Annotated in this window: 11 protein-coding genes; 6 read left to right on the plus strand and 5 right to left on the minus strand. The window is 36.4% G+C overall.

The genetic code is table 11. The features are described 5' to 3' along the window. Nucleotides 1–132: 132 nt before the first annotated feature. A complete protein-coding gene (locus tag EJF36_RS04750) occupies nucleotides 133–1,392 on the plus strand; it encodes a GntP family permease (RefSeq protein ID WP_125905221.1) in 1,260 nt (419 codons plus the stop codon). An 82-nt stretch (nucleotides 1,393–1,474) separates the two neighbouring features. Here the strand turns inward: EJF36_RS04750 and EJF36_RS04755 are convergent, their stop codons facing one another. Both EJF36_RS04755 and EJF36_RS04760 read right to left on the minus strand, forming a co-directional pair. Continuing rightward, nucleotides 1,475–2,332, minus strand: coding sequence for an ATP-grasp domain-containing protein (locus EJF36_RS04755; RefSeq protein WP_185806813.1), 858 nt, complete (start codon nucleotides 2,330–2,332; stop codon nucleotides 1,475–1,477). Between the two features lie 220 nt (nucleotides 2,333–2,552). After that, complete coding sequence (locus EJF36_RS04760) at nucleotides 2,553–3,473, minus strand: RluA family pseudouridine synthase (protein WP_125908262.1); 921 nt, start codon at nucleotides 3,471–3,473, stop codon at nucleotides 2,553–2,555. Between the two features lie 147 nt (nucleotides 3,474–3,620). Between EJF36_RS04760 and EJF36_RS04765 the strand changes: the two genes are divergently transcribed. Both EJF36_RS04765 and EJF36_RS04770 read left to right on the plus strand, forming a co-directional pair. Then, nucleotides 3,621–4,013 (plus strand): YhcU family protein, encoded by a 393-nt coding sequence (locus EJF36_RS04765; protein WP_260471973.1) that lies wholly within the window; start codon nucleotides 3,621–3,623, stop codon nucleotides 4,011–4,013. A 303-nt stretch (nucleotides 4,014–4,316) separates the two neighbouring features. Further along, nucleotides 4,317–5,756 (plus strand): ATP-binding protein, encoded by a 1,440-nt coding sequence (locus tag EJF36_RS04770; protein WP_125905224.1) that lies wholly within the window; start codon nucleotides 4,317–4,319, stop codon nucleotides 5,754–5,756. Nucleotides 5,757–5,905: 149 nt separating this feature from the next. Here EJF36_RS04770 and EJF36_RS04775 read toward each other — a convergent pair whose 3' ends face one another. Together EJF36_RS04775 and EJF36_RS04780 are read right to left on the minus strand one after the other, a co-directional pair. Further along, on the minus strand, nucleotides 5,906–6,376 hold the full coding sequence (locus tag EJF36_RS04775; RefSeq protein WP_125905225.1) for a thioredoxin family protein: 471 nt from the start codon (nucleotides 6,374–6,376) through the stop codon (nucleotides 5,906–5,908). 27 nt (nucleotides 6,377–6,403) lie between these two features. Next, nucleotides 6,404–6,823, minus strand: a complete 420-nt coding sequence (locus tag EJF36_RS04780) for a disulfide oxidoreductase (protein WP_125905226.1) — start codon at nucleotides 6,821–6,823, stop codon at nucleotides 6,404–6,406. A gap of 352 nt (nucleotides 6,824–7,175) precedes the next feature. On the opposite strand from EJF36_RS04780, the gene EJF36_RS04785 reads away from it, so the two are divergent. Both EJF36_RS04785 and EJF36_RS04790 read left to right on the plus strand, forming a co-directional pair. After that, the gene (locus EJF36_RS04785; protein ID WP_125908263.1) at nucleotides 7,176–8,675 is read left to right on the plus strand and encodes a bifunctional GNAT family N-acetyltransferase/carbon-nitrogen hydrolase family protein; all 1,500 of its coding nucleotides are present in this window, start codon (nucleotides 7,176–7,178) and stop codon (nucleotides 8,673–8,675) included. Nucleotides 8,676–8,779: 104 nt separating this feature from the next. Beyond that, nucleotides 8,780–10,522, plus strand: coding sequence for a phospho-sugar mutase (locus EJF36_RS04790; RefSeq protein ID WP_125905227.1), 1,743 nt, complete (start codon nucleotides 8,780–8,782; stop codon nucleotides 10,520–10,522). A gap of 333 nt (nucleotides 10,523–10,855) precedes the next feature. On the opposite strand, the gene EJF36_RS04795 is transcribed toward EJF36_RS04790, so the two are convergent. Then, entirely contained in the window at nucleotides 10,856–11,104 is a 249-nt protein-coding gene (locus EJF36_RS04795; RefSeq protein ID WP_125905228.1) for a YhdB family protein, read from the minus strand. A 411-nt stretch (nucleotides 11,105–11,515) separates the two neighbouring features. Between EJF36_RS04795 and EJF36_RS04800 the strand changes: the two genes are divergently transcribed. Next, on the plus strand, nucleotides 11,516–12,928 hold the full coding sequence (locus tag EJF36_RS04800; protein ID WP_125905229.1) for a SpoVR family protein: 1,413 nt from the start codon (nucleotides 11,516–11,518) through the stop codon (nucleotides 12,926–12,928). Nucleotides 12,929–13,098 lie beyond the last annotated feature (170 nt).

Consider the following 13,098-nt stretch of genomic DNA (forward strand, 5'->3'; position numbering starts at 1 on the left):
ACTATATTAACACATTTTCGCTTTAATGCGTAAAAAACTTTAAAATGAATATGTTTATTTTTTGAAAATAAAAAATTATCTGTTATAAAATAATTGGTGTGCCTGTCTAGGCTTTAGGAGGGATGAGGGGAGATGGAAATAAGCATATTCGGAACACTATGCGCCTTGCTCTTAATCATATTTTTAATTATAAAAGGTGTCACGCCACCTTATGCTATGATGATAGGTGCATTTATTGGATCTATTATAGGAGGATTATCAGTTGAGCATGCTGTAACCATTATGATTGAAGGAGCCCAAGGAATGACTGGTGTTGTGTTAAGGGTATTAACAGCAGGGGTTCTAGCGGGAGTCTTAATAGAGTCCGGAGCAGCTAAAATAATAGCCGAGACAATATTACAATCGTTAGGTGAAAAAAAAGCACTACTTGCAATTGCAGTTGCCACTATGCTATTAACAGCTGTTGGAGTGTTCATTGCCGTTGCTGTCTTAACAGTAGCTCCTATTGCATTAGCCATTGCCTCGCGTGCCAATATGTCGAAGCTGGCCGTGTTGCTAGCCATCTCAGGGGGTGGGAAGGCGGGAAATATTATCTCACCAAACCCGAATACGATTGCCATTAGTGAATCTTTTGATTTGGCACTTACGTCAGTTATGGTTGCAAATGTAATCCCAGCTTTTATAGGATTAGGCATTACATATGTACTTAGTAATATGTGTATAAGTAAAGGTACGCTTATAAAGACGCGAGACTTAGAAGAAAAAATGAAAACAACTGTAGAGAACCCAACATTTTTGTTAGCCATAATAGCGCCGATGGTTGCGATCTTGCTATTGCTTTTACAGCCAATTTTTAATGTAAGCATCGACCCTTTAATCGCATTGCCTGTTGGTGGCGTCATCGGGGCCATTGCAATGGGAAGAACTAGAGATTTATTGTCATTTGTCAGTGCTGGCTTAGACAAAATGGGAGGCGTTGCCATTCTACTGATAGGAACAGGGACACTCACAGGTGTAATAACGCACTCTGCTTTATTGGAGAAAATATCTGTAGGGATTGAAGCGCTCGGTTTGCCTAGTTTTTCCATTGCTCCTATCGCAGGTATCACAATGTCAGCCGCAACAGCTTCAACAGCGGCAGCATCGGCTGCTGCGGGGGCCGCCTTTGCCCCAGCAATATTAAAATTAGGAATAGCCCCATTGGCAGCGGGTGCGATGGTACACGCAGGTACAGTCGTGTTAGATCATTTGCCTCATGGAACATACTTTCACATTACACGAAATGCAGTTCATATGGATATGAAGGAACGTTTTAGACTACTACCATATGAAACGTTAATAGGTATTGTTATTGTAACTGTAAGTGTCCTTATGTTTGGTATATTAGGGTAATGCGTAAGTGCGATTTTTTACTGCCATAGAGAAATGATGTAAAAAAAGCTCCTGTAGAAACAGGAGCTGTACCGTATTTTATTTAGATTGTTAAAGGCATAGCAAATGGATCAATATCTTGAGGCATTGTGCTAAAACGTAACTCAAAAGCCTCTTTGTATAGCTGCGCTACTTTTGCTTTTCGTAAGTCATTATGTTCAATAAATTTTTCTAAAGCAAAGGTACTGTTTATTTCAAGAACAAGAAGCTCGTTGGATGCAGTATGAAGTATATCGATGGCACAAAATGTCAAGCCAATCTGTTTGGCCGCCGCAACAGCTAAAGGCTCAAGATGAACTAGTGTTTCAGTATCAATGTCTTCTTTCACTTGTGCGCCGCCGCCTGTTAAGTTGTGGCGCCACGAGCTTACACGCTCCTTAGCAAACACAAGCTTTACTTGACCATCCAAAACAACTACGCGATATTCTAACGGGGCATCAAAAAATGGGCTAATAGCAATGTTGTGACCAGCTGCAAACAATTCTTCACAACCAGCTATTAATTCCTGTTCATTTTGCACAAGGATAACATTAGAACCTGCTGAACCATCATCTTGTTTAATAACAGCTTTGCCACCAAATGATGAAAAAGTATTAAGGGCTTCTTGCATGACATTAGGAGTATGTTCTTTATACAACGATAACGAATGGTGTCCAGGGTTAACGAGTAAATCATGCCGAACTGCTGATATACGTGCGAAATTCATAATTTGATACGTACCTGCTTTACTTCTTGATGCTCTAAATGATGTAGCGTTATTTAAACCAACATCAATTTGATACATAATAAAGGCTTTACTGTCTTTTACGACTTGATAAATCAGCCCATGGTCAATTTCAAAAAATGTGTAACCAGCTGTTGTCATTGACTCCTGAATAAATTGAAGATATTTACGTTTCATGCATGTGCCCCCTACCATTATCAATGGTTTCCAATTCTAATACTATCTAAAAAAGTGATAGTTCCGCGCAAGTGCCTTCTTTTTTAAAAAAGATAAGGTTCTTTTGAGAAGAATTTTAGTATTCTAAAACCCCCAATGCTTAAGCTGTGAGAGTTGTCAGTAGCTTAATAATAAGAGGGAAAGGGCAGTTCGTCTAGTGAAATTTTTTATAACAATCGACTTATTTTTTTTCTGCCAATTTTTCTAATAAAACCTGTATGTCTTTGCTTAATGGAACGGTAACATCAATATGTTTGTCTAAAAATGGATGATAAAAAGATAAAGCATGAGCATGTAATGCTTGCTTCTCTAAAGTCTGCCTTTTACTTCCATACAATGTATCTCCAACTAATGGATGTCCAATGGAAGACATGTGAACCCGTATTTGATGAGTTCGCCCTGTTTCAAGTGTACATTTGACAACGGATATTTTACTTTTTGGAAACGTATCTACAACGCGATAATGTGTTACAGCATGTTGTCCATTTGATGACACTCGTCGGCGTGTACTGTGATGACGGTCTTTTCCGATATTAGCGTTAATGATCCCTGTTTGCTGCTTCACAATACCTTCCACTACAGCTGTGTATGTGCGTTTAATTTTTCGCTCTGCTAATAATCCATCGAACATGGCTCCTGCTAGTTTATGTTTTGCGAATAATACCCCCCCGCTTGTATCTTTATCAAGTCTATGTATGTGATGTGGTCTGCAATGAATACCTGTATCATCAAAGTAACCAGCTACTCTATTTGCAAGTGTGTTCGTTTGCTTCGGTACATTTGGATGTGTATCAATACCTGCAGGCTTATTTACGACTAGCACATGCAAATCTTCATAGCATATATTAATTGAATCGTGTTCTGTTATAATGTCGTGGTCTTCTTCCGTAAACATTTTGATGGACAACGTATCATTTAGCTTAAGTGGGTGCCGCCAGTTTAGAGCCTCACCATTGACTAGAACACTTTTATTCATCCGCCATTCGTGTAAAGTTTTTCTAGGAACTCGCCATTGATTTATTAACAACTCTTCAAGACTCTTTTGGGCCCACTGATATGGGACAACTAGCTCTAAGCAATCCCCATTTCGTTTTTGTTTTATCATCTTTGCCACTCCTTCTACTTCCTGACTGTACCGGTAACACTTACCTTCTCACAGAATGTATATTATATGGTATCATTTTTTTATATCACACTAGTGTAGCAAAATATGTTTTTTGAGTGAGAGAAGGTGTTTTTGTTGAAAATTGTGCAGGCTGCAACTCCGGAACAAGAAGTTCATATTCAGGAGTTAGTTGATTACATAAGCACAGATATTTTACCAAAGTTTTTTTCGGATGATACAATTGAAGACTTTGAAAGAAAAGAAATTCTGCGTTTACAGGTTAACAAAGAAGCTTACAATGGAACTTTGAAAGAGGCTTTTCAGTTAATCTCAAGTCTACAGGCAATTATTGCTGTTTTAGAAACGATTCAATCAGAGGAAATAGTAGAAACGCACAAGGATGTATTTAGAAATAATATTGATACATTACATGATTTCGGTTTTTCATTTCCATTCACACTTGAACAGTTTACTACCCCACTGACATTACAGCAAATAAGCTTATATGCGAGGCCGGAAAACAAGTATCTCGTTTAATTAAAGCTCATGAACTATTAAACTGCATTCCAAAGGGAGATGCAGTTTGTCTTTTTTATAAGGCTACCCAGTATCGTTATGGGCAGGATTGCATATTTTCATGCGCCATGTTGCGAATTTTTCATTAGCATGGATGTCTGTGTTAAAGTGTAATGTGATTTGTCAATTGATTGTAGCGAAATGTAGCGAAAATCAACAACAAGGTTTAACACATTCTTTTATAAAAGTAATAAGGCTATTTTGTAATGGAAAATAAATGATACAATGTATATATAATACACTTTTAAGTAAGGCAGGATTTCTATGTTTAAAGATAGTAGTATACTTGATAGCAAAATATCAATAAAAGAAGCGCTTGAGATTTCTCCATTTCCAGTATTAATAGGAAAAGGAGGGTTCTTTTTATATGCAAACCGACATGCTTTAAGCTTATTGGAGACTGATAATGTTGAACAGGTGATAGGTAAAAATGTCATTGAACTAACTCACGAAAGTTCGATTTTCGAGACGAAAAATTTCTTAGAAGATCTCAAACAACACAAGCAGTATGATAATTCTGCGAAAAAAATTGTCACTTTTAAACATAATATATTAGAAATAGAATCTGTAGTTACTCGTATTACACTTTTCGATGAAGAGATTGATGTCGTTTTTATTAAGGATCACAGCCAAATAAAAGAAATGGAGCAAAAATACTTAATTCAACAAAACCACTATCAAACCTTGATTGACAACTCTATTGATACGGTGGCATTAATTACAGCTGACCATATTTTTAAATACATAAATAAGTCAGGGTTAAAATTACTTGGAGCTAAAGAGCGAAAAGAAATTATCGGAAAGTCGTTGTTCGATTTTGTTCCGAAACAGTATCATGATGATATGCTTTATCGAACGAATCATGTTATCCAAAATCAGTGTATAGGTTCGGCGAAGGAACGTGAAATGATCCGAATAGATGGTAGTTCGAGACACGTGGAGTCAGTTGTCATGCCATTTTATATTGACAATAATCCATCATTACAAGTGATTATCCGCGATATCACGGAACAAAAACAAAACTTAAAGCATATTATCCAATCAGAAAAATTGTTAACAGCGGGACAGTTATCTGCCGGAATTGCACATGAAATACGAAATCCATTAACATCTATAAAAGGGTTTCTTCAATTTATGGAGAATAAGATTCCTCAAGAAAATCAGATGTACACACAAATCATGATGGATGAAATAGATAAAATAGAGAGAATTACGGGAGAAATGCTATCCTTATCTAAACCACAGGCATATCAATATAGTAAACATAATCTTGTTATATTAATCCGCGAAGTTATTACGTTACTGAACCCACAGGCTATATTGAAAAATGTTGAGTTCAGTATTGATTTTAAGGTGACGCAATTTGATTTCAACTGTGATAAGCAACAAATAAAACAAGTTTTCATTAATGTTATTAAAAATGCAATTGAAGCAATGGAACATGGGGGACTTGTTTCAATTGTGACCGAAGCCTCTGAGAAAGGTCTTAATATTCATATAACAGACCAAGGTCAAGGCATTCCTAAAGATACTTTAACTAAAGTAAGTGACCCATTTTTTACAACGAAAGGAACTGGCACCGGACTAGGACTAACAATCTGTAATGCAATAATTAAAGACTATGAAGGTGAGATAGTAATTAATAGTAAAGAACAAGAAGGAACTACTGTAACAGTGGTATTACCTGCAAATACAAACGTTTAAAAGAACCGGACATAAGTTGTCGGTTCTTCTTTAATGTAATTAAAAATAGACAATAGGGTGAAGGCAGTAAGCTTCACCCCCGCATGTATGAATTCCTGTATCGTTTGTTTGTTAGGATACGACAAAAAAATTATGTTTATTATATGTGTCTACTCTAATACGTTCTCATTCAACCATGCTTCAAATACATCTTCTTCTGCATAGCCTACTGTACGATTTGCTTCTTGTCCATCAACAAAATGGATAAGAGTTGGTGTTCCCTCAAGACCATATGTGTCCCATGCTTCGGGAAATTCTAATACATTGAACATTTTTAAATCAATACCCATATCTTCTGCTAACGGTACAAGAATCGGTGCTGTTTTTACACATGCTGGACATGTAGGGCTATAAAAATATACAGACACTGTTTCATTTTTATTTAAAGCTGATTCTAGTTCATCAGGTAAAATAACATTTTGATAATTTGGGTCATCTAGCTGTTTTAATGTTTCGGGATGTAAAGTTTCTTTACCAAAGGGATTGCCTTGTGCTTGCTGCTGTTGTTGGTAATTGGTTAATAAAAATAAAGCTAGAAATAAACCAACTACAATAGCAGAAAAAATAATTATTTTTTTCATAACTGAACTTCAAACCTTTCACTATTTTTATTTTTTTAAAATGAAAATTGACATAATAAAGATAGTTGTAAATGCAATAAAAGCTAATACAGGTATACTAATAAAGCCGAACCAATTAATATAAGTGGTTGTACAAGGTATAATAGTACATGAAGGACTAGCCGATTGGAAGGCAGGCACCTTTTGAATTAAGATATGATAGAAAGAAATAAGTCCTCCGATACTAGACATAGCTATACTATATCGTGCGAATAAATAATCTTTTTTTATGATTGCTATACCTAGTAATATAACTAAAGGGTACATGAATATTCGTTGATACCAACACAGTTCACAAGGAATGTACTTTTGTACTTCAGAAAAAAATAAACTTCCAATTGTCGCTACCAAGCTTGCAGCCCAGGAAACAAATAATGCATTGTCTTTTGATAGGATATTGTTTCGCAAGTCTATCACCCATTCAGTTTATTTGCCTTGATTACAGGGAACATAGTTACATTATTAAATTATAATACGCACATTCATAAAATGAAAAGAAATTCTATTTATTTTATTGACTTTGTTAAAGATAATTGTTGATTTTTAAATATTTTATGATTGTAGCGAACCGCACGAGACTCCAGCGGGAAGAGCGGTAGACGGGTGACCCCACAGGCGCTTGTGCCGAGGAAGGTCCCGAACCGCCCGCGGAAAGCGAGTGCAATGGAGCGAAAATCAACACCGAAGTTTAACAGAGCTTATTTTTAAAAAGGGGGAGAATCATGTGTCAAAGATAGATTTAAGTAAATTTGAAAAAAAAATGATAGTAAGGCAAATTACATTTACTGATATAGATGATATTATTAAGCTTCAAGAAGTTTGTTTTCCAGGCATGGTCCCTTGGAAACGAGACCATTTAGAAAGTCATTTGTCACACTTTCCTGAAGGGCAGATATGTGCAGAATATGATGGTCAAATTATTGGATCATGCTCTAGCTTAATCGTAAACTTTGATGAATACGACGATAAGCATACGTGGGATGACATAACCGATGAAGGTTACATAACAAATCACAATCCCGACGGGTATAATTTATATGGAATTGAAGTGATGGTTCACCCTGAATTTAGAGGAAAGAAGGTTGGACAACGTCTTTACGAGGCACGAAAAGATTTAACAAGACGTTTGAACTTAAAAAGCATAATTATTGGAGGACGTATTCCGAATTATTATAAACACGCAGATGAACTATCGCCGCGTTCATATGTAAAAGAAGTTATTCGGCATAAACTGTATGATCCTGTTCTATCATTTCAATTACTAAATGGATTCACACTAATGCGAATTAATCCAAATTATTTACCTGATGATGTTCGTTCGCATAGCTATGCCACTTTAATGGAGTGGAACAATGTTGATTATATTGGAAAGACAAAACAACATTATAAAACGAGTTTTCCTGTTAGAATATGTGTCGTTCAGTATATGATGAAACGAATTACAACCTTTGAAGAGTTTGCTAAGCAAGTGGAATATTATGTGGATGTTGCTGCTGATAGCAAAAGTGATTTTGCCGTATTTCCTGAAATTTTTACGACGCAGCTTATGTCACTATTTGAAGAGAAATCACCAAGCCAGGCTGTTCGAAGAGTAACAGAATATACTGAAGACTACATAACACTCTTTACAGATCTTGCAATTAAATATAACGTAAATATTATTGGTGGTTCACATTTAGTTGAGGAAGAAGGAAAAGTGTACAACATTTCGTATTTATTTAGACGAGATGGCACGATTGAGAAGCAGTACAAGCTTCATATTACACCGAATGAGCGAAAATGGTGGGGCATTAGTAAAGGCGATAAAGTACACGTATTTGATACAGATTGTGGGAAGATAGCTATCCAAATTTGCTATGATATAGAGTTCCCAGAGTTAGCACGTATTGCGGTTGATAAAGGAGCAAAAATAATATTCACACCGTTTTGTACAGAGGATCGTCAAGGGTATTTAAGAGTACGTTATTGTGCGCAGGCACGTGCGGTAGAGAATCAAGTGTACACTGTTATTGCAGGTACAGTAGGAAATTTACCTCAAGTTGAGAACATGGATATTCAATATGCAAAATCAGCAATATTCGCGCCTTCTGACTTTGAGTTTGCACGTGATGGTATTGTTGGTGAATGTAGTGACAACGTAGAAATGGTTGTAATCGGTGATGTTGATTTAGAAATATTACGCAGACAACGACAATCCGGCACAGTTCGTCAATTAAAGGATAGACGAAAAGACATTTACGAAGTGGATTACAAAAAATAATTCGTGAATTTTTTAAGAAAATTTGTCGAAACACTTGCAGGATTGTCTAATTTCATAAAAAATATGAGAGATAGTTTATTTATTACTTGGGAGGTAAAATCAAGATGAGTTGGGAATTAGCTTATAAACGATGGATGCAGCATGAAAATCTTGATCAAGAAATGAAACAACAGCTTGAAGATATGAAGAATGATAGTAAGCTTTTAGAGGATTGTTTTTATAAAAATTTAGAATTTGGTACAGGCGGTATGCGTGGTGAAATTGGACCTGGTACAAATCGCATGAATGTCTATACGGTACGTAAGGCGTCTGAAGGACTCGCGCGTTATATTGATACGTTTGGTGAAGAGGCTAAAAAGCGTGGCGTTGTTATTGCATACGATTCTCGTCACAAATCACCTGAGTTTGCTATGGAGGCAGCTGCAACATTAGCGACTCACGGAATTCAAACATATGTGTTTGACGAATTACGTCCAACACCAGAGCTTTCTTTTGCTGTTCGTTATTTACACGCCTATGCTGGGATTGTCGTGACTGCCAGTCACAATCCACCAGAATATAATGGTTATAAAGTATACGGACCGGATGGAGGTCAATTGCCTCCAGAAGCAGCGGATGCTGTAATCTCCCATGTTGATAGTGTTGAAAATGAACTACTGGTTAATGTTACCGATAAGCAAGAATTAAAGGAACAAGGCTTAATTCAAATTATTGGTGAAGCTATTGACCGTGTATACATAGAAAAATTAACAACGATATCAGTAAATCCATCTTTATCAAATGAAGTCGATGTAAAGGTTGTGTTTACACCACTTCATGGAACTGCAAATAAACCTGTACGTGATGGGTTAGCGGCCTTAGGCTATAAAAATGTGACTGTTGTAAAAGAACAAGAACTACCTGATCCGAATTTTTCAACAGTATCTTCGCCAAACCCAGAAGAGAACGCAGCCTTTGAATTAGCTATAAAAGTAGGAAAAGAAATAGATGCTGATGTTTTAATCGGGACAGATCCTGATGCGGACCGTGTTGGTGTGGCGGTAAAAGACTTAAATGGTGAGTACGTTGTTTTAACAGGAAATCAAACAGGGGCTTTAATGCTTGAATATATTCTTTCACAAAAACAAGCAAATGGTGTGTTACCCGCTAACGGCATTGTGTTAAAAACTATTGTAACAAGTGAGATTGGACGTGCGGTTGCTTCTGCATATAATTTACCGACTGTTGATACATTAACAGGGTTTAAATTTATCGGTGAGAAGATAAAGCAATATGAAGAAACAGGTGAACACACCTTCTTATTTGGTTACGAAGAAAGCTATGGTTACTTAGTTGGTGACTTTGTTCGCGATAAGGATGCTGTGCAAGCGGCATTAATGGCTGTAGAAGTAGCTGCGTACTATAAGAAACAAGGTATGACAGTATATGAAGGACTAATGCAATTATTTGAGAAATATGGTTTTTACAGAGAGGGCTTACGTTCTCTTACGTTGAAAGGGAAGCAGGGAGCAGAACAAATTGCCGTTTTACTCGAGACGTTCCGTAGTAATCCTCCTGTTGAAATTGCAGGAAAAAAGATTTCTGTTATTGAGGATTATGAAATAAGCAAACGTGTTAATGTAGCAGAAGGTAAGGAAGAACACATTCATTTACCAGCATCAAATGTGTTGAAATATCATTTAGAAGATGGGTCATGGTGTTGTTTACGACCTTCAGGTACAGAGCCAAAGGCTAAGTTTTACTTCGGAGTAATTGGCGACTCTTACGCACAAAGTGAAGCAATGCTAACGGAGCTTGCTGACGGTTTCATGAGTCAAGTTCAGGCAGTTTTAGACAAAAATAAATAAGTTATGTTAAAAACAACCGGGTAAGCTTATGGATACCCGGTTGTTGTGTTGTTTGCGAAAAATCAGTTACTTTGTTGTTTAGGCTTCGAATCGTAGCACCCTGAAATTTTCCTGTGCCTTGGACCTTTCACTGGAAATTTGGTATGGGACCTTAATACCACTTAATTCTCACCAGTTGCCCAAGGCTTGTTTTATTGATGAAGTATTTTTTAAACCCCTGAGATTATTGGGTGCTTAAACTGAACCGGAAAATTTTCACTGTGTTCTTGGAACTTTCTGTGGATAACGCGTTAATGAGTTTTGACACCATGATATTCATGCCTAGCTCTAACTCTAACTGTAACTAACAATTTCTTCTAAGTCTAAATCTGAAGTGTCAATGGCGTGATCTATATATCGAAGCAACGCATACAGTTTTGTTTCAATCACTGTATAGTCATGCTCGAAATTATAAGCATGTAAAAAGTGTTCGATTTTCTTTGACAAAAATTGGTCCTTAGTACGAACCATCAATATTAGTAAATTATCCCACTGTGATCGGTGCGTGTAATATAATGCGCGATCATAATCGGCTACATTCACAATTAACGTCCTCCTTTTCAAGGAGATATGATTATTGTGTGTTACTTCTGTTTGAACTTTCGCTGTAAATGTTGGTCGATGTGGGAATGTTAAAAGTGAAGCATAATTGGACCTGAGTAGCCGAATTGTCATGACACAATTATGCGTGAATTTTAGAAGTTTATGCGTTAGTTCTTGGTGTTTATGCGTGAAATTCTGGAATTTATGCGTAAAATTTCAACGTTATGCGTGAATTTTCCTTATTTATGCGTATTTTCCATTTTATTTAGATAATTTTATCAGTTAAACTATATTTTTAGTCCGATGATGGCACTCTTCATCCCTTTTCAACACTTTCCTTAATAAGTTTTTCATCAAACCCCTTTTTTGTACATACATTGTGATAAGAGGAAAAGGGGGAGTGAGGGAGTCTTGCGCGAACAGGATGAAAAGCAATTGCAGTTTGCTATTGAGGAAATCACTGACATTGCAAAGGGGTTTGGTCTTGACTTTTACCCAATGCGTTACGAAGTGTGTCCGGCAGATATCATTTATACATTTGGTGCTTATGGAATGCCTACACGATTTTCCCATTGGAGCTTTGGAAAGCAATTTCACAAAATGAAGCTACATTATGATTTAGGACTAAGTAAAATTTATGAATTAGTTATAAATTCAAATCCATGCTATGCGTTTTTGTTAGATACCAATTCGTTGATTCAAAATAAACTGATTGTTGCCCATGTTTTGGCGCATTGCGATTTCTTTAAAAATAATGCCAGGTTTGGTAACACTAAACGCGACATGGTTGAAAGTATGGCAGCAACAGCTGAACGTGTTAATCACTATGAACGTATTCACGGAAAGAAAGAAGTAGAGTCTTTTTTAGATGCGGTCTTAGCGATTCAAGAACACATTGATCCATCATTAATGAGACCAAAGCTGTCGTGGTCGATAGAGGATACAGAAATTGAAGAAGAGGATGAACCGAAGAAAACTCCTTATGATGATTTGTGGGGGTTAGAGGAAACGTCTAAAAAACCTAAAAAGGTTAAAGTGAAGCGAAAATTGCCACCACAACCTGAAAAGGATATTTTACTTTTTATTGAAGAGTACAGTCGTGAATTAGAAGAATGGCAACGCGACATTTTAACTATGATGCGTGAAGAAATGCTATACTTCTGGCCACAATTAGAAACAAAAATCATGAACGAAGGCTGGGCTTCGTATTGGCATCAAAGAATATTACGTGAAATGGATTTGACTACCGAAGAATCAATTGAGTTTGCCAAGTTAAATGCAGGCGTTGTACAGCCTTCACGAACGGGGATTAATCCGTATTATTTAGGGTTGAAAATTTTCGAGGACATTGAGGAACGGTATAATAACCCAACAGATGAAATGAAGGAGCTAGGTGTTGAACCAGGATCGGGACGGGATAAAATATTTGAAGTACGTGAAGTTGAGTCAGACATATCGTTTATTCGAAATTATTTAACAAAAGATCTTGTAATGCGGGAAGATATGTATTTGTTCCAAAAACAAGGGCGAGATTACAAAATTGTTGATAAAGAATGGGAAGGTGTTCGTGACCAGCTTGTGAGTATGCGTGTAAATGGTGGATTTCCATATATCACTGTCAATGACGGAGATTATATGAAGAGTGGAGAGCTTTATTTAAAGCACTGGTTTGAGGATATTGAGCTAGACTTAAAATACCTTGAAAAAGTAATGCCGTACATTTATCAGCTGTGGGGTAGACCTGTTCATATGGAAACAGTTGTAGAAACAAAACCTGTAGTATTTACGTATGAAGGCAAAGGTGTACAGCGAAAATATTTATAAATTTTTACTGCGAATTATTTAATTCGCAGTTTTTTTAAGAGCCGCGGTTACTGTATATAACGTAATATAAAATTCTGAGTTAAAAAATTAAATTTTATATTTGACAGTTTTGTGAACGTTTGTTAATATACCCTTAGTGGTATTAAAAAAGAGAAACAAAACAGCTTTAT

This window comes from Bacillus sp. HMF5848 (assembly GCF_003944835.1).
Taxonomy (GTDB): domain Bacteria; phylum Bacillota; class Bacilli; order Bacillales; family HMF5848; genus HMF5848.